12 protein-coding genes are annotated in these 16,450 nt (G+C 65.8%); 5 read left to right on the forward strand and 7 right to left on the reverse strand.

Annotation, left to right across the window (positions count from 1 at the left end; genetic code table 11):
• Window positions 1-95 precede the first annotated feature (95 nt).
• The 7 genes from secA to mtrA all read right to left on the reverse strand — a co-directional run bounded on the left by secA (window position 96) and on the right by mtrA (window position 10,485).
• A complete protein-coding gene (gene secA, locus ACIGJD_RS12975; RefSeq protein ID WP_483686536.1) occupies window positions 96-2,837 on the reverse strand; it encodes a preprotein translocase subunit SecA in 2,742 nt (913 codons plus the stop codon).
• 99 nt (window positions 2,838-2,936) lie between these two features.
• The gene (locus ACIGJD_RS12980; RefSeq protein WP_483686537.1) at window positions 2,937-4,148 is read right to left on the reverse strand and encodes a winged helix-turn-helix domain-containing protein; all 1,212 of its coding nucleotides are present in this window, start codon (window positions 4,146-4,148) and stop codon (window positions 2,937-2,939) included.
• Window positions 4,149-4,180: 32 nt separating this feature from the next.
• The gene (gene hpf, locus ACIGJD_RS12985) at window positions 4,181-4,906 is read right to left on the reverse strand and encodes a ribosome hibernation-promoting factor, HPF/YfiA family (RefSeq protein ID WP_483686538.1); all 726 of its coding nucleotides are present in this window, start codon (window positions 4,904-4,906) and stop codon (window positions 4,181-4,183) included.
• A gap of 144 nt (window positions 4,907-5,050) precedes the next feature.
• Window positions 5,051-5,962, reverse strand: a complete 912-nt coding sequence (locus ACIGJD_RS12990) for a ComF family protein (RefSeq protein ID WP_483686539.1) — start codon at window positions 5,960-5,962, stop codon at window positions 5,051-5,053.
• Window positions 5,963-6,135: 173 nt separating this feature from the next.
• A complete protein-coding gene (locus ACIGJD_RS12995; RefSeq protein ID WP_483686540.1) occupies window positions 6,136-7,851 on the reverse strand; it encodes an LpqB family beta-propeller domain-containing protein in 1,716 nt (571 codons plus the stop codon).
• Window positions 7,848-9,620 carry an MtrAB system histidine kinase MtrB gene (gene mtrB / locus ACIGJD_RS13000; protein WP_483689494.1) on the reverse strand — a complete coding sequence of 591 codons (1,773 nt, stop codon included), beginning with the start codon at window positions 9,618-9,620 and terminating at the stop codon, window positions 7,848-7,850. The genes ACIGJD_RS12995 and mtrB overlap by 4 nt, the downstream gene beginning before the upstream one ends.
• Before the next feature lie 190 nt (window positions 9,621-9,810).
• The gene (mtrA, locus tag ACIGJD_RS13005; protein ID WP_483686541.1) at window positions 9,811-10,485 is read right to left on the reverse strand and encodes an MtrAB system response regulator MtrA; all 675 of its coding nucleotides are present in this window, start codon (window positions 10,483-10,485) and stop codon (window positions 9,811-9,813) included.
• 708 nt (window positions 10,486-11,193) lie between these two features.
• On the opposite strand from mtrA, the gene ACIGJD_RS13010 reads away from it, so the two are divergent.
• From ACIGJD_RS13010 to ACIGJD_RS13030, 5 genes are read left to right on the forward strand one after another with little or no spacing between them, the layout of a single operon-like run.
• A complete protein-coding gene (locus ACIGJD_RS13010; protein ID WP_483686542.1) occupies window positions 11,194-12,255 on the forward strand; it encodes a DUF7847 domain-containing protein in 1,062 nt (353 codons plus the stop codon).
• Window positions 12,245-12,883, forward strand: coding sequence for a DUF4129 domain-containing protein (locus ACIGJD_RS13015; RefSeq protein WP_483686543.1), 639 nt, complete (start codon window positions 12,245-12,247; stop codon window positions 12,881-12,883). The genes ACIGJD_RS13010 and ACIGJD_RS13015 overlap by 11 nt, the downstream gene beginning before the upstream one ends.
• The gene (locus ACIGJD_RS13020; protein ID WP_483686544.1) at window positions 12,880-14,106 is read left to right on the forward strand and encodes a DUF4350 domain-containing protein; all 1,227 of its coding nucleotides are present in this window, start codon (window positions 12,880-12,882) and stop codon (window positions 14,104-14,106) included. The genes ACIGJD_RS13015 and ACIGJD_RS13020 overlap by 4 nt, the downstream gene beginning before the upstream one ends.
• Window positions 14,103-15,116 carry an AAA family ATPase gene (locus tag ACIGJD_RS13025; RefSeq protein WP_483686545.1) on the forward strand — a complete coding sequence of 338 codons (1,014 nt, stop codon included), beginning with the start codon at window positions 14,103-14,105 and terminating at the stop codon, window positions 15,114-15,116. The genes ACIGJD_RS13020 and ACIGJD_RS13025 overlap by 4 nt, the downstream gene beginning before the upstream one ends.
• Window positions 15,116-16,408, forward strand: a complete 1,293-nt coding sequence (locus ACIGJD_RS13030; RefSeq protein WP_483686546.1) for a DUF58 domain-containing protein — start codon at window positions 15,116-15,118, stop codon at window positions 16,406-16,408. Before ACIGJD_RS13025 ends, ACIGJD_RS13030 begins: the two co-directional genes overlap by 1 nt.
• The last annotated feature ends 42 nt before the right edge of the window (window positions 16,409-16,450 follow it).

The raw sequence follows: 16,450 nt of genomic DNA on the forward strand, positions 1-16,450 counted from the left end.
GGGACGGTTGGCGGGGAGATGTAACAAGGCAGGCAGCAAGAAGGGCAGCGACGCTTCCGTCCCTGCCCTTCCTGCCATACTTTCCGGCGGTGTTGCTAACGCTTCTTCTTCTTCGCGGGCCGTTTCGCTGCGTCCTGGGCTGCTGCCTTGGCAGGATTTCCGGAGCGTCCGCCCCCGGACCGGGTTTCCACCCGGGTCTGGGTTCCACCGCCCTCACTGGGAGCGGTGTACTGCAGCTGAGCCGGCTTCTCCGGAGCTTCCAGGCCGGCAGCGTGCACCTGGGGGTCCATATGCTCGGTGTGGCCCCCGGCAGCGTCCTGCACAACCACATCCTGGGCAGGGGTGACTTCCACCTCAAGGTTGAAGAGGAAACCAACGCTTTCCTCCCGGATGGCTTCCATCATGCTTTGGAACATCGCAAAACCTTCGCGCTGGTACTCCACCAGCGGATCGCGTTGTGCCATGGCCCGGAGGCCGATGCCTTCCTTGAGGTAGTCCATCTCGTAGAGGTGTTCCTGCCACTTTCGGCCGATGACGGAAAGCACCACGCGGCGCTCAAGCTCCCGCATGCTTTCGGAACCAATGACCTCTTCCCGGGCCTGGTACACCAGGCGGGCATCGGAAAGGATTTCCTCCTTCAGCATCTCCACGGTGACCCTGGACTTGCCGCCGGCCTCATCGATGATGTCTTCGGCGGTAACGCTGACAGGGTAGAGCGTCTTGAGGTTTGTCCACAGCTGGTGGAAGTCCCAGTCGTCGCCGTTTCCTTCGGCGGTTGCGGCGTCGATGAGTGCGGTGATGGTGTCCTCGACGAAGAACTGCACCTTTTCGTGCAGGTCGTCGCCCTCAAGGATGCGCCGGCGGTCGCTGTAGATGGCCTCACGCTGGCGGTTGAGGACGTCGTCGTACTTCAGCACATTCTTGCGCTGCTCGGCGTTGCGGCCTTCCACCTGTCCCTGGGCGGAAGCGATGGCGCGCGAGACGAGCTTGGATTCCAGTGCCACGTCATCCGGGACGGAGCTGTTCATCAAGCGCTCTGCGGCACCGGAGTTGAAGAGCCGCATCAGGTCATCGGTCAGCGAGAGGTAGAACCGTGATTCGCCGGGGTCGCCCTGTCGGCCGGACCGGCCGCGGAGCTGGTTGTCGATGCGGCGTGACTCGTGGCGTTCGGTGCCCAGGACGTAGAGTCCTCCGAGGTTCAAAACTTCCTCGTGTTCATCCTTTACGGACTGCCTGGCTTCTTCAAGGGCAGCGGGCCACGCGGCCTCGTACTCTTCGGAGTTCTCCTCCGGGTCCAGCCCACGTTTGGCGAGCTCGGCGACGGCAGTGAATTCGGCGTTGCCGCCCAGCATGATGTCGGTACCGCGGCCGGCCATGTTGGTGGCCACGGTGACGGCGCCCTTCCGGCCTGCCTGGGCCACGATGGCGGCTTCACGTGCATGGTTCTTGGCGTTCAGGACCTCGTGCCGGATGCCCTCCTTGGCCAGGAGCTTGGACAGGTATTCGCTCTTCTCCACGCTGGTGGTGCCAACAAGGACGGGCTGGCCTTTTTCGTGCCGTTCGGCGATATCGCGGACCACGGCGTCGAACTTTACAACTTCGTTCTTGAACACAAGGTCGGACTGGTCGATCCGCTGCATGTCCCGGTTGGTGGGGATGGCCACAACACCCAGCTTGTAGGTGCTCATGAACTCAGCGGCCTCAGTTTCGGCGGTGCCCGTCATGCCCGAAAGCTTGCTGTACATGCGGAAGTAGTTCTGCAGCGTCACGGTGGCCAGCGTCTGGTTCTCGGCCTTGATCTCGACGCCTTCCTTGGCCTCGATCGCCTGGTGCATGCCTTCGTTGTAGCGGCGTCCCGCAAGGATGCGGCCGGTGTGCTCGTCGACGATCAGGACTTCGCCGTCCAGGATGACGTAGTCCTTGTCCCGCTTGAACAGTTCCTTGGCCTTGATGGCGTTGTTCAGGAATCCGATCAGCGGGGTGTTGGCGGATTCGTACAGGTTGGTGATGCCGAGGTAGTCCTCGACCTTCTCGATCCCGCTCTCCAGGACGCCAACCGTGCGCTTCTTTTCGTCGACTTCGTAGTCCTTCTCAGGCTGCAGCCGGAGCACGACTTTTGCGAACTCGCTGTACCAGCGGTTGGTGTCGCCCTGGGCCGGACCGGAGATGATCAGCGGCGTCCGCGCCTCGTCAATCAGGATGGAGTCGACTTCGTCGACGATGGCGAAGTTGTGGCCGCGCTGGACCAGTTCATTGCGGTCCCACGCCATGTTGTCGCGCAGGTAGTCGAACCCGAACTCGTTGTTGGTTCCGTAGGTGATGTCCGCGGCGTACTGCTGGCGGCGCACGGCAGGATCCTGGTTGGCGAGGATAACGCCGCTGGTCAGCCCGAGGAAGCGGTACACGCGGCCCATAAGCTCGGACTGGTATTCGGCCAGGTAGTCGTTGACGGTGACCACGTGCACGCCCTTGCCGGTGAGGGCGTTCAGGTAGGCGGGAGCGGTCGCCACCAGGGTCTTGCCTTCACCGGTCTTCATTTCGGCAATATTGCCCAGGTGCAGGGCGGCGCCGCCCATCAGCTGGACATCGAAGTGGCGCATCCCCAGCGTTCTTGAGGAGGCTTCGCGCACGGCGGCAAAGGCCTCCGGAAGCAGGTCGTCGAGTTTTTCACCGTCCCGGTGGCGTTCGCGGAGACGGTCGGTCTCCTCGCGCAGCTCGGCGTCGGTAAAGGTCTTGAACGAATCTTCGAGGGCGTTGATGGAATCGGCATAGTTCCGCAGCTGCCGGAGTGTTTTTTTGTCACCCGTGCGGAGAATTTTTTCGATAAGTGATGCCACGTGAAGATGCTCCCAGTCTGATGCCGCCGAATTCTGGCGTGTTCAGTCTACGGGAGAGACACGCGGCCGGTGCCCCTTTTCCCTAAGAGCGGATACTCCCTACAGGCGTGCCAGCTCTTGGGACAGACCCGCCGCGAGGTCACCTGCCTCCTCTACTTCCACCTCCGGCAGGCCAAGCCATTGGGCCATCAGCTTCAGCTCCGCAGCGAGTTCGACGGCGGTGTCCACCGGCGCGTCCGGCTCGGCAAAAGCGGACCTCACCAGCAGCCGGCCGCCCGCCCTGTCCGCTTTCAGGTCCACCCGTGCCACAATCCGGTCGCGAAGCAGGAAAGGCAGGACGTAGTACCCGAAACGCCGTTTTGGCGCCGGCGTGTAGATCTCGATCCGGTAATGGAACCCGAACAGTTCCCACAGGCGCCGGCGTTCGAAAACCAGGGAATCGAAGGGGCTCAACAGGGCACGACCGGTGGCACGCCGTGGCAGTGATGCTTCCACATGCCGAAAGACGGCCCGCCCCCAACCAGCCACTTTGACAGGTTCAAGCCGGCCTTGCTGCACGAGGTGCTCCACGGCCTGGGCGGTTGCCTTGACCGGCGTCCGGAAGTAATCGGCGAAGCAGCGGATACTTCCGATTCCATGTGCCAGCGCGGCCGCGTCGGTGAGCCGTTGGAGTGCAGCAGTTGGGTCCACTTCCCGCACTTCAGGAGCCGGGTACGGCAGGACCTTCGTTGTCAGGGTGTACCTGCGCTCGAATTGCCCGGTCCTGGAAGCCGCCGATACCAGACCCTCTTCAAAGAGATCTTCCAGCACGCGTTTAACCGCATTCCAGTTCCATCCCCAGTTGTTCGACTGTTTTTCCTCCACATGGCCAAGCCGCGCTGTCAGTTCCGAGGCGGTCAGGGGCCGGGACCGGGCGAGGACTGCCAGGATCCTGCCGGCGAAGTCAGCACGGATACCGGGGTCAAGCCGGGAGGCGCCTACCCAGGACCGCTTCTGCCATGGAAGCAGGTCCTGGTAATGCTCCGGCCGGATGTAGCTGGCTTCGTGGGCCCAGTACTCCAGCATTCGGCGCGGATGGCTGGCTGACATGCGTTGCAGGATCTCGCGGTCGTAATCGCCAAGCCGGGAATAGAAGGGCAGGAAGTGGCTCCGGACCAAAACGTTGACGGAGTCGATCTGGACGAGCTGAAGCCGGGCAAAAGTACGGCCCACCGTCCGTGCTGTCACGGGGCCGGCGGGCCGTCCTTTATGAAGTCCCTGTGCTGCCAGTGCGATCCGCCGGGCCTGGTCAAGGCTCAGCGTTGCTGACAATTCAGTCCTCTCTGGCGGTGGTTTTGTCCACCTTAAGCGTTGGCGGCGGCGTCATCGGAGCGGTACGCCAGGACCTTTTCCTCCACGGCAGTGTCCCCTGGCTCGCATTCGTGGTCCAGGGTGATGACTCCGTAGGTCCAGCCGCGGCGGCGGTACACGACGGACGGCGTGTTGGTCGCCTTGTCCACGAAAAGATAGAAGTCATGGCCGACGAGCTCCATGTTGTCCACGGCATCGTCGAGCGTCATTGAAGCAGCGGGGAAGACCTTGCGCCGGATCAGTACCGGTGAGTTCCCGGCCGGAATGTCATTTTCAACGTCGTAGGGGGATTTTTCTTCCGGTGCCGGCGAGGATTCGCTCCTGCGGTTGGCTTCAAGGTACAGCGGTTCGTGCGCGCTGGCTGGTTCAAGGGTGGCTGTTGCTTCACGGACAGCCTTGGGAGTGTGGCGGCCATGGTGGACCTTCTTGCGGTCCTTGGCCCGACGGAGCCGCTCAAGCAGCTTGTTGTAGGCAAGGTCAAAGGCGGCAAATTTGTCTGGGGCGCTCGCTTCGGCGCGGATTACAGGACCCCGGCCCAGGACTGTCACCTCGACCGTCAACTGGTCGCCGGTTTGCCGGGCATTGGTCTCCTTGGAGACTTTCGTATCGACACGCTGGATCTTGTCACCCAGCGATTCGATTTTTGCGATCTTTTCCCCGGCGTATTCGCGGAACCGGTCTGAAACTGTCAGATTTCGTCCGCTGATCATAAACTCCATGGTGCCCTCCAAATGACTTCGGTGACACGACGGCGGCACTTCCCTGGGCCCTGCTGCCTGACAGTCGAGCCCCTCTCCGAGCCGCCATCGAAAGGTACATTCTGTTCTTGGTACCCACCTCAGACGTTAGTTCATAGCCACCCGTTATTCATCCTTTCCCGGTTTATTTTTTTCTAAGTCATGGTGGTTCCGTGGCGGCCCTGCGAGTGCCGCGTCCGGGTCAGGTGCGTCGGGCGGGCGTGTCGCCGCCAGGACGACGGCGCCCCTCACCTGGGCGCCGGCGAGGTGCAGCGCCCGGGCTGCTTCGCCAAGGGTGGCGCCGGTGGTCAGGACGTCGTCGATGAGGATGCAGGGGCGCCCTGCGACCTTTGCCCGGACGCTGGACTTGACCTGCATGGATCCCCGGACCCGTCGTGACCGGGCTCCCCTGCCCAGGCCCTTTTGACCCGCCAAAGCCTTCCGGCTTACAAGCCCCTTGTACCTGTCCGGGAACCGACCCCCGGGCGCCGGGGTCTTACGCAGGACATCGGCGACATCGAACCCCGGCAACTGCCGTGCCGCTTGCTTCAGCAACAGGTGGACGGGGCTGAACCCCCGGCTGAGGTATGCCGACGTGCTGGTGGGCACCGGTACCAGCAGGAACCCGGCGCCGTCACGGGCTGCCGCCCTGACTGCCGAGGCCAGCGCGCGGCCAAGGCTTTTGCCGAGCTGGTGCTGCCCGTGCCGTTTGAACGACAGCAGCCCCTGCGCCAGTTCGTCCCGGTACACTCCTGCCGCCACCACTGGCAATATGGCTGTCCCCGCGACGTCCATCAGGGCAGGTGCCCCCCTTTCCGCACGGAAGGGCTGCCTGGTCAGCTGCCGGAGGCGGCCGGCGCAGGATGGGCAAAGACTGTGGTCTTCTGATCCGCAGCAGACGCAGTCCACCGGGACCGCCAAAGCGAGGAGGTCTTCCGCAGCACCAGCCACCCAGTCGAGAAGTCGCAGGGAGGCGGCGTGGTGTTCAGCGCGGTGCAGTGCCGCCGAGGGCGGGTGCGGGGCAAGATCCGGATCCATTGCCCTGGTTCTGTTGCGGCCGCGATCATCGGAGTCCGTCTTTGGGGTCAGGGTGTTCACCATTTCACCCTGGCCCAGATCCCGAGCCGGCGGGCAGCCGCGCGGCGGCTATGTGGACAAGGCCACCAACGCGGCGAAGCGCTGCGCTGCCTGCAGTTGCGGGCAGGAGCGGGTCAGCCCGGGAACGCAGGATCGATAGGGCCTTTGATTTGCGGCGACCAACCATTGCCGAGGCGCTGGAAGATCCCTTCCCCGGATTGTATGTAGAGGTCGTCGGCGCCGTTTCCGGCGCTGATGGCCACCACGCCCGGCCAGGGAGCCAGCTGCTGCGGCTGCCCGGAAGTCAGGGACAGCAGTTCCGGCGTCACATTCGTACCTGCCGCCCCCTTCATCACCGCAACGGTGGTGCCGTTCACCCAAACACCCTGGTCGGGATCACTGGAAGCCACCAGGGTGATGGGCGCCGTCAGCTCCCGGGGAGTGCCGTCCCCCGCCCGGATCACGCCAGCTATTTGCACTTTGGACTTGCCGTTTTGTTCGGAGATGACCAGGGCGCGCACGCCGTCGCGCGAGATGCGGAGCTCCTTCACCGTGCGGCCGGCCAGCCATGCTGGTGCCAGCGTTACGGACGGAACTGCCGCTCCTTCCGCCACGCCGGCGGGGTGGAACGCCACTACCTCAGTGGCACCGGTGGCGCCCGGCCCCGCTGTCCATACCCAGTCGTTGAGGTTGATGGACGGGCGGCTGAGAGTGGTCCTGGTGGTCAGCGCACGCGCCGGTTGCCCTGGGCTGATGCTGTACAGGGTGGTCCGGCCGTCGTTGAGGAAGGCCGCAGTCTGCGAGACCGGGGACTCGGCGGGATACCGGGGATTGAGCGCGGAAACCGGCTGCATGTCGGGAAGCGGCGACACCCTGTTGTTCTCGTACCGCACCAGCTCATTGCCACTGATGGCGATCTGCCGCGACGGCACGGTCTTGTCCAGCACCGGGGGAAGAACACTCCCGTTGTCCTCCACCCGGACCAGGTCCTGGTTGGCACGCAGCTCAACGTTGACCACATCGGGCTGGCTTCGGAACGTGAGCGTCAGCTGCATCTGCATGCGCAGCCGGTCCTCGGCTGACGTTTCCGTCAATTCCTTGGCCGTCAGGTCCACCTGTGCCGCCCCGGACACCACGGGCACTGATTCACGGGCGAGCTTGATGCCCGAGGGAAAGGCGCTGGCGACGGCGCCGCGCAGGTATGGAGCAGGGCCGGCCAGCAGTGCGCTGGTCATGGCCTTGACCGTCTTGTTCTTCAGGAACCAGCGGACGTCGGGAACGGCGTAGGTGAAGGTGGGGTCGTAGAAGTAGATGGGGTAGGCACCGTAGATCACCTTGAACGTCTCCTCCGCGATGGCGGTCCCATCCGGAATCGCGGAGATCCGCCACTCCCCGTCCACCTGCGTCACCGTCACGGGAATGCGCTCCACTGTTCCGGGCGGCGATTGTGTGGCGATGCCATCCGCGTTCACGGAGTAGGAGACGTCGAGTTCATAGTTGAAGACGTTCTCGGTGCCCGTGGGAACAACGCGTGCCTCCCGGTACACCAGCGCGCGCTTGTCCGGTTTCCAGGACACTGCCGATGCCTGCGTGAGGTACTGCCGGGCCACCGCATAGTCGTCCTCGTAGCCGCTGCCGGCACGGTAAAAGTAGTCGATGATGGTTTCCGGTGATGCGCCCGGTTGCGGCGCTGCGGGAAGGAACACCGGTGCGCTGACGTTTCCTGCGCTGCTTTCGCTGCTCTTCCCCACAGGGCCGGACGTGGGAATCCGCGCGCACCCCGACAGCAGGACCATCAGCAGTGCCAGCAACGCCGCCGGGTACTTCGCGTGGGACACCGCCGGCCTCATGGTGTCTCCTCGGGAGCCCGCGGCGGAGCAGGCCTGGGGTTGGCTGTCTGCAGCACCAGCATGTTTTTGTAGTCCTGTTCTGCCGGGATACTTCCCGGTGCCCCCGGAAAGGTCACGTCCTTCGGTTCCAGCTGCACGGGCGATTCGGCGATCACGACATCCTGGCGCAGTGGAAGGGTGAGCCGGAAGTTGGCGCCGTCGCCCTTCCGTCCCCAGGCCTGCAGCCAGCCATGGTGCAGTTTTGTGTCTTCCATGGCGATGGACAATCCCAGGCCGCTGCCGCCGGTGGTGCGGGCGCGGGCGGGATCGGCACGCCAGAACCTGTCGAAAACCCGGGCAGCCTGTGCCTGGTCCATGCCGATGCCATGGTCCCGGACGGCGACGCCCACGGCAGTTTCATTGGCCGCCACCGTGACCGTGACCGGTTTACCCTCACCGTGCTCCACCGCGTTCAGGATCAGGTTCCGCAAAATCCTGTCAATCCGCCGGGCGTCCATTTCCACGATCATGGAACCTTCGGGGGCAGCGAAGATGATTTCGGAGCCATACTCCGCGGCCACGGGTGCCGCTCCTTCAATGACGTGGGCGATCACCTGGAGCAGGTCCTCCGGCTCAGCATCAAGCATTGCCACGCCCGCGTCGAAGCGGCTGATTTCAAGAAGGTCGGAGAGGAGGGACTGGAACCGTTCCACCTGGTTGTAGAGCAGCTCCGCGGACCGCTTGTTGATGGGATCGAAGTCATCCCGCGCGTCGTAGAGGACTTCTGCTGCCATGCGGACGGTGGTCAACGGCGTCCGCAATTCGTGCGAGACGTCGGAGACAAATCGCTGCTGCATCTGCGAAAGCGTTGCAAGTTGGGTGATCTGCTCCTGCAGGCTGGCTGCCATGTGGTTGAAGGAAGCGCCAAGGCGGGCCACTTCGTCCTCGCCCCTGACTACCATGCGCTCCTGCAGCTGCCCGGCTGCCAGTTTCTCGGACACCATGGCGGCGTGGCTGACCGGGCTGACCACGTTGCGGGTGACGTACCAGGCTACGGCGCCGATCAGGAGGACAAGCACCGCACCGCCGGCCCACAGGACGCTTTGGATTTCGTTGAGGGTCTGCTGGGCGGTATTCAGGTCATAGATCAGGTAAAGCTCATAAACCGTGCCGTTGAAGGTCACTTTGTTCCCCACGGCGATTCCCGGGCGGTCCTCGGTGCCCACCGGGATGACCGTGGAGGCCCAGTACTGGTCTTTGCCGGAGTCCTGGACTGCCTTCCGCAGGTCCGCCGGAATGACACTGACGGTCAGCTGGTCCGAGGCTCTTGACTCCACCCAGCGGTTCCGGGGTTTGGTCTGGTTTGGCATCGCTTCGAAGACGTAGCGTCGCTGGATGACCGAACCCCGGCCTTCCACGGCGCTCAGCGTGTCCGAAACCAAGGTGATGACGCTGGACTGGTCGGTGACCTGGGCGCCGTCGAACGTGTCCTGCACCTGCTTGACGTTGTACCGGGTCTCCGACTCCGCCTGCGTCAGCCGCTCCTGGAACAGGTTGTTGGCGATCTGGTTGGACAGGTATGCGCCGACAACGGCGAACGAGGTCACAGCCAGCATCAGGGTGGTGAGGACCGTACGGAACTGCAGGGACCGGCGCCAGCGCTGCTGCAGGGCGCGGCCAAGGTACCTCAGGCCGGGAAGGAAGCGGCGGACGCCGGTGCGGACCAGGCGTGCCACGCGCAGGGCGACGATCAGGGCACGCCGCTGCCAAATCCTTGCCCGGAATGCCACATGCCTGAGGACGGGAGCGATGCCGTCCCCAGGGCCGGGCGCGCCCTGTGCGGCGGCCTCGCTTGCGGCGCCCTGGCGTTGGGTGATGTCCCCCGCGGCGTCGTCCTGGCCCGCGGTGGTCCCGTTCGGGCCGCCAACCTCATTGGGCGGGGTTGTGCGCTGGTCCGGTTCCCCGCCCTGCGCAGCGGGGTCAGACCCCTGCTTTGTAGCCGACACCACGCACCGTCAATACAACTTCCGGGGCTTCCGGGTCCTGTTCGATCTTGGACCGCAGCCGCTGGACATGGACGTTGACCAATCTGGTGTCGGCAGCGTGGCGGTATCCCCAGACCTGCTCCAGCAGCAGCTCCCGCGTGAATACCTGCCAGGGTTTACGGGCCAGTGCCACCAGGAGATCGAATTCCAGCGGGGTGAGGGAGATCCGCTCACTGCCGCGGCTGACGGTGTGGCCGGCGACATCGATGGTGATGTCGGCGATGCGAAGAGTCTCGGGCGCCTTCTGGTCCCCGGGGCGAAGGCGGGCCCGCACGCGTGCCACCAGCTCAGCGGGTTTGAAGGGTTTGGGCACGTAGTCGTCAGCACCGGACTCCAGGCCGCGGACGACGTCGGAGGTGTCCGATTTGGCGGTGAGCATCACGATGGGCACGTCCGACTCACCGCGGATCTGCCGGCAGACCTCGATGCCGTCCATGCCGGGAAGCATGAGGTCGAGCAGGACCAGGTCCGGCCGCGATGACCGGAAGATGTCCAGCGCCTGGGCGCCGTCGGCGCAGAAAACCGGCTCAAAGCCGTCATTACGGAGGACAATTCCAATCATCTCGGCCAGCGCTTCGTCATCGTCTACCACCAGAATGCGTGCCTTCATAGCTATATATTCCCTTATCGAAATGGGTTTGTCCTATTGAGCGGCTTCCGGCATGGCGGGAGTACTAGGCCGTCCGACGCCGGAACTATAGTCTTGGGGTCATGTGCTGTGCTGCCGGTGCGCACGTTCCGGCGCGTGGCAGGCGGACTGGTATTGGGGGAGGAATCAGTGTCACCACAGGAGTCAGGGGCCGGGGATCCCGGGCAGGATCAGCCGGGCGACGCACCGGACGGCAGCCCGGCTGCGCCGGCAGGCACGCCTGGACCGGGGATGGCCGGACAGGAGACGCACAGACCAGGCGAGGGTGTCTGGGACCAGCCGTGGGCGGCACCGGGACACCTGCCACGCGAAGGCCAGCAACCAGGGCCCGGGCAGCAATCACCCTGGGAGCGCCGGCAGCCATGGCAGCAGCAGTCGCAAACGCAGCCGCAGCAATGGCGGCAACCGGCCGGCCAGCAGCCGTCCGGGAATAGCCCGTACGCGGGCGGGCCGTACCCCGGCGCGTCCACCTCCGGGGCGCAGGCATACGGCGGCAACGCCTACGGCGGCCAGGCATACGGCGGTCAGCCCCAGAATGCCTCACCGGACAACGGGTCTCGGTACACGGGCTCGCCGTATCCATCTGCGTCGTATCCATCTGCGCCTTATGGAGCCTCTCCCTATGGAGCATCACCTTACGGAGCTTCACCGGCCGGGCAGCCGCGGTATGTGGCCCCACCCAAGCCGGGGATCATTCCCTTGCGGCCCCTGATGTTCGGGGAAGTCCTGGACGGATCGTTCCAGGCCATCAGGCGCAATGCCAAGGCAATGCTCGGAGCCGGTTTGCTCGCGCAATCACTGTCCGCCATCCTCGCTGCGGTGGTCACAGCGCTCCTTGCCACCTCCGCGGGGTCCGTCGAGGGCTGGGCTGAAACGGCCAGCAGCGCCGAGCTCACTTCCCTGGGGTTCGGGCTGACGGCCGGATTTGCCGTCATGTCCCTCTTGTCGGTGTTCATTTCCGCCATCGTGCAGGGCGCCATGGTGGTGCCCGTGGCGCGTTCCATCCTGAACCGGCCCACCGGCTTCCGCAGCATGCTGTCGCTGGCGCGTCCAAGCTTCGGCGCGCTCGCCAGGTTGGCGGCTTTGCTGGTGGCGGCGGTTCTGGTCACCACGGCGCTCTTCTTCGCCATCATTGTTTTCCTGTTCTCCAGCGTCCGGGGCGCGGCCGTACTGCTGGTCCTCCCCCTCATGCTTGCTTTTGGTGTCGCCGTTGCATGGGTGGCGGTGAAGGTCATGGTGGCGCCTGCCGCCGTCGTTATCGAGGAAGTCGGGGCCCTTGCCGGCATCCGGCGCTCCTGGGATTTAACGCGGGCCAACTGGTGGCGAATCCTGGGCATCAGCCTGGTGGTGGCCATCCTGGTTGGCGTGGTCACGCAGGTGGTACTGATTCCGGTAAGCATCCTGCCCGCGTTCGTTTCCGGTGTTGTCTCGCCGCACGGCGGCAGCGGACAGGACGCCACAATGGGCGTCGTCATGGGCCTCGTCACGGCAGTGATCGGTGCCTTGGTGGGCGCCGTGGCCTACGCATACCAAACGTCCGTTATGGCGCTGCTTTACATGGACCTGCGGATGCGCAAGGACGGCCTGGACATCGCCCTGCTGCGCCAGCTGGAGACCGGCGCTGATCCTGACGGCATCCCGGGCCGGGGAACGCAGGCAGGCGGCAGCACGCCGCACCCCGGATACGGGACGGCACCAGGGTCGCCGGGGGCATGGCCGTATGGCCGCTGAACCTCCGGTGCTCCCTGATTCGGCGGAAGCACGGCGCTGGGCGGTGGAGGAGCTGGCCAAACCGGAATACCGGGACGCCGCCCCGTCCTGGCTGGACACCCTCTGGCGGAACTTCCTCGACTGGCTGCAGTCTCTGGGCGGCTCCTCCGGGGACCCGGCAGCGGTGCCCAGCCCGGTCATCGCCCTCGTCATTGCGGCCATCATCGCAGCCGCCATCATCCTCGCCCGCCCCCGGCTGAACGCCCGCGCGCGGAAAGCCAGGGACGTCTTCGAAAGCGAGGCCTCCATGTCAGCCGCGGACTACCGGAACCGGGCAGACACCGCAGCCGCGGCCGGAAAGTGGGGGGACGCCGTCGTCGACCGTTTCCGGGCGGTGGTCCGCAGCGCTGAAGACCGCACTGTACTGGACCCGCAGCCGGGCCGTACCGCGGATGAAGCGGCGCGGGCACTGTCCATACCTTTCAGTACTGAATCGGGGCGATTGCTGCGGGCGGCGGCCGTCTTTGATGGCATCCGGTATGGGAACAGGGCAGCAGGCAGGGCCGACTACCAGGAGATGACGGGTCTGGACTCCGCCTTGGACGCCATGAAACCGGTTCCAGCCGGCAGCGCGGTACGGCTGCCATGAGCGGGTCCGCTACTGATACCAGGCGGCCCGGGCCGGACGGCAGCCTGGCAGACACTTCGGAAGCCGCTCCCCAGCAGTCCACCTTGCGGGCCGGGAAGTTCCTCGCGTGGCTGCGGCAGCACCGTGGACTAACGGCAGCGGGTGTTTTGGTGGCTGCTGCATTGGCACTGGTGATCGGCACGCAACTAGCTCCCAAGGGCGACACCATTCCCCTCTCCGTCCACAATGCCGGGCCGGACGGGGCCAGGGCGTTGGGCGAAATCCTGGGGCGGCACGGAGTCTCCGTCCACACGCCCGCCCGCTTCGACGCAGCGCTGGAGGACCTGCGCTCCGGCTCCTCCCCTACCCTCCTGCTGTACGACAGGAACGGCATCCTTGGTGAGCCGCAACTGGCTGCCCTGATGTCGGCCGCTGACAAAGTGGTGGTGGTTTCCCCCAGGCTGGAAACCCTCACGGCCCTTGACAGCGGGATCCGCCAGGCCGGTGTGATTCCCGATGGCTTCCCGGTCCTGGAGCCCGGATGCACGCACCCGGACGCGGAGGCAGCAGGACAAGTCACGGGCCAAGGTGGCTTCGTGTACGACGGCGGGACGTCCTGTTACCGGGCAGCGGGGACCGCCGGGATGCTCGCCGTCAGCAACGACGGACGCCTGGCCGTGCTGGGCAACAGGGCCGTGCTGGGCAACGACGAGCTGGATGAACTTGGCAACGCCGCGCTCGCGGTCCGGATGCTCGGTAAGTCGCCGGACCTTGTCTGGTACCTGCCCTCGCTGGAGGACGTAGCGGTGACCGGATCCGGGAAAACACTCGATGACCTTGCACCGGACTGGGCCCGCTTCCTGGGCCCCTGGCTGGTCCTGGTGGCACTGGCCGCAGTCCTGTGGCGGGGGCGCCGCCACGGCCCGCTGGTGTTCGAGCCGCTGCCGGTGGTGGTCAAGGCTGTTGAGACGGCGGAAGGGCGCGCCCGGCTCTACCAGGATTCCCGCTCCATCGGGCAGGCCCGGGACAACCTGCGGGCCGGGCTGCTGGTGCGGCTCTCCGGAAAGCTCCGCCTGGGCCCAGGCGCCACTGCCGAGGACACCATAGCCGCGGCAGCCAGGTTCCTCGGCATGGACGCTACCGTCATCCGCGCGCTGATAAACGAACACCCCGCAACCGAAGCCCGGCTGGTGGCCTGGTCACAGTCGCTGAACAAACTCGAGAAAGAGGTCATGACCCGATGAGCGAACAGAGCAGTGGCCCGGGAACCCTTAATGCCATGGACTCCGGCAGCTACATGGGCGACGACGGCGCGCGGCAGGCATTGCTTGCTGTCCGTCGGGAAGTGGCAAAGGCAGTGGTGGGACAGGACGCCACCGTCACCGGCCTCTTGATTGCCCTGCTGTCGCAGGGGCACGTGCTGCTGGAGGGTGTACCCGGAGTTGCCAAGACCCTGCTGGTCCGGGCGCTCTCTTCCGCCTTGAGCCTGGACACCAAGCGCGTGCAGTTCACCCCCGACCTCATGCCAGGCGATGTCACCGGTTCTCTGGTTTACGACTCCCACACTTCCGAATTCAGTTTCCGGGAGGGACCTGTTTTCACCAACCTGCTGTTGGCTGATGAGATCAACCGCACCCCTCCAAAGACCCAGGCTTCGCTCCTCGAAGCCATGGAAGAGCGGCAGGTATCGGTGGACGGCGCCTCCCGGCGGCTGCCGGCGCCCTTCCTTGTGGCGGCCACGCAGAATCCGGTGGAGTACGAGGGGACCTACGCCCTGCCGGAGGCGCAACTGGACAGGTTCCTGCTCAAGCTCACCATGCCGCTGCCTGAGCGCGGGGACGAAATTGAAGTCATCCGCCGCCATGCCGCCGGGTTCGATCCCCGGGACCTGGCAGCAGCCGGCGTCCGGGCGGTGGCCGGCGCGGAGGACCTGGAACGGGCGCGGGAGGCAGTGACGCGGGTGGCCGTGGAACCGGAAATCATCGCGTACATCGTCGACCTGGTGCGGGCAACCCGGGCCGCCCCTTCATTCCAGCTGGGCGTATCACCCCGCGGTGCCACTGCACTCCTCAACACCTCACGGTCCTGGGCATGGCTCTCCGGCCGCCCGTTCGTCACCCCTGACGACGTTAAGGCACTGGCCCTGCCGTGCCTGCGGCACCGGGTGGCCCTGCAGCCCGAAGCCCAGATGGACGGCGTCCGGGTGGACGATGTCCTGGGCAGCATCCTGGCGTCCGTCCCCGTCCCACGCTGATGGCCGTCTCGGGACGCTTCGTTGCGCTGGTGCTGCTTGGCCTGGTGCCGGTGCTGCTGTCCCCGGGGTGGCTGACCGTGCTTGCCACCGCCGCCGTGCTTGCGGCCCTGTTGGTGGCGGACCTGGTCTTCGCGGCCTCCCTCCGCCGGGTCAGCGTGGTGCGCGCGGAGCCGGAAAACGTGACGCTTAACAGGTCGGTGGACGCCGTCCTCACGGTCCGAAACAGCGGCAGCCGCGCGCTCCGGGGATCGCTGCGGGATGGCTGGCAACCGTCCGCCGGGGCACAGAACCCGGTCCAGGACGTCGACGTACCGGCCGGGGAAGGCAGGCGCTACGATGTCCGGCTGCTGCCGGTCCGAAGGGGTGACCTGGCAGCGCCGCACGTGACGCTTCGCTCGTTCGGGCCCCTGCGCCTGGCCGCCCGCCAGCGCACCATCGAATGCCCCGGCTCAGTGCGGGTATTGCCGCCCTTCCATTCCAGGCGGCACCTGCCCTCGAAACTGCTGAAACTGCGCGAACTCGACGGGAAGGCCGCCGTCCAGATCCGCGGCGCCGGCACCGAGTTCGACTCCCTGCGCGACTACGTCCGCGGCGATGACGTCCGCTCCATCGACTGGCGCGCCACGGCCAGGCGCTCCGCAGTGGTGGTCCGGACGTGGCGCCCGGAACGGGACCGGCGGGTGGTGATGGTCCTCGACACGTCCCGCACGTCCGCGGCCAGGATTGGTGACGAAACGCGTCTGGACACCGGGATCGAGGCGGCACTCCTCCTGGGGGTACTGGCCGAACGGGGCGGAGACCGGGTGGACTTCGTGGCCTTCGACCGCAGGACGCGGGCGCGGGCAGGCTCTGCCGGGCAGGGCACCATCCTGGGCCGGATGGTCCAGGCCATGGCGCCCCTTGACGCCGAACTGATCGAGATGGACTGGCCCGCCGTCCCTGCGCAGGTCCGGGCCGTATCCACGCACCGGTCCCTCGTGGTGCTGCTGACGTCACTGGACGGTGGAGCGCCGGAAGAGGGCCTGCTGCCGGTGGCCGAGCGGCTGGCCAGCCAGCATGTGGTGGTAGTGGCGGCCGTCCGCGACCCCCAACTGGGTGCCATGCTCAGGGAACGAAACGACGCCACTGGAGTCTTCCGCGCGGCAGCGGCTGAGCGGGCACTCCTGCAGCGTGCGGCGGTGACCGCGGAGCTGCGGCGCTATGGAGTGGAGGTGGTGGACGCCGAGCCCCACGAACTGCCGCCCCGGCTGGCGGACATGTACATCCGGCTCAAGGCTGCCGGTAGATTGTGAACCCGAAAGACAATCAGCCCCTTTTGGCACAACGTCACCGGC

This window comes from Arthrobacter sp. E1SS-5, from assembly GCF_057073715.1.

What these genes read in the sequence shown, in the direction of transcription:
- ACIGJD_RS12995 (WP_483686540.1), bottom strand. Translation starts at nt 7,851, where the DNA reads ATGAGGCCGGCGGTGTCCCACGCGAAGTACCCGGCGGCGTTGCTGGCA.
- hpf (WP_483686538.1), bottom strand. Translation starts at nt 4,906, where the DNA reads ATGGAGTTTATGATCAGCGGACGAAATCTGACAGTTTCAGACCGGTTC.
- ACIGJD_RS13015 (WP_483686543.1), top strand. Translation starts at nt 12,245, where the DNA reads ATGGCCGCTGAACCTCCGGTGCTCCCTGATTCGGCGGAAGCACGGCGC.
- ACIGJD_RS12990 (WP_483686539.1), bottom strand. Translation starts at nt 5,962, where the DNA reads ATGGATCCGGATCTTGCCCCGCACCCGCCCTCGGCGGCACTGCACCGC.
- ACIGJD_RS13020 (WP_483686544.1), top strand. Translation starts at nt 12,880, where the DNA reads ATGAGCGGGTCCGCTACTGATACCAGGCGGCCCGGGCCGGACGGCAGC.
- ACIGJD_RS13030 (WP_483686546.1), top strand. Translation starts at nt 15,116, where the DNA reads ATGGCCGTCTCGGGACGCTTCGTTGCGCTGGTGCTGCTTGGCCTGGTG.
- ACIGJD_RS13025 (WP_483686545.1), top strand. Translation starts at nt 14,103, where the DNA reads ATGAGCGAACAGAGCAGTGGCCCGGGAACCCTTAATGCCATGGACTCC.
- mtrA (WP_483686541.1), bottom strand. Translation starts at nt 10,485, where the DNA reads ATGAAGGCACGCATTCTGGTGGTAGACGATGACGAAGCGCTGGCCGAG.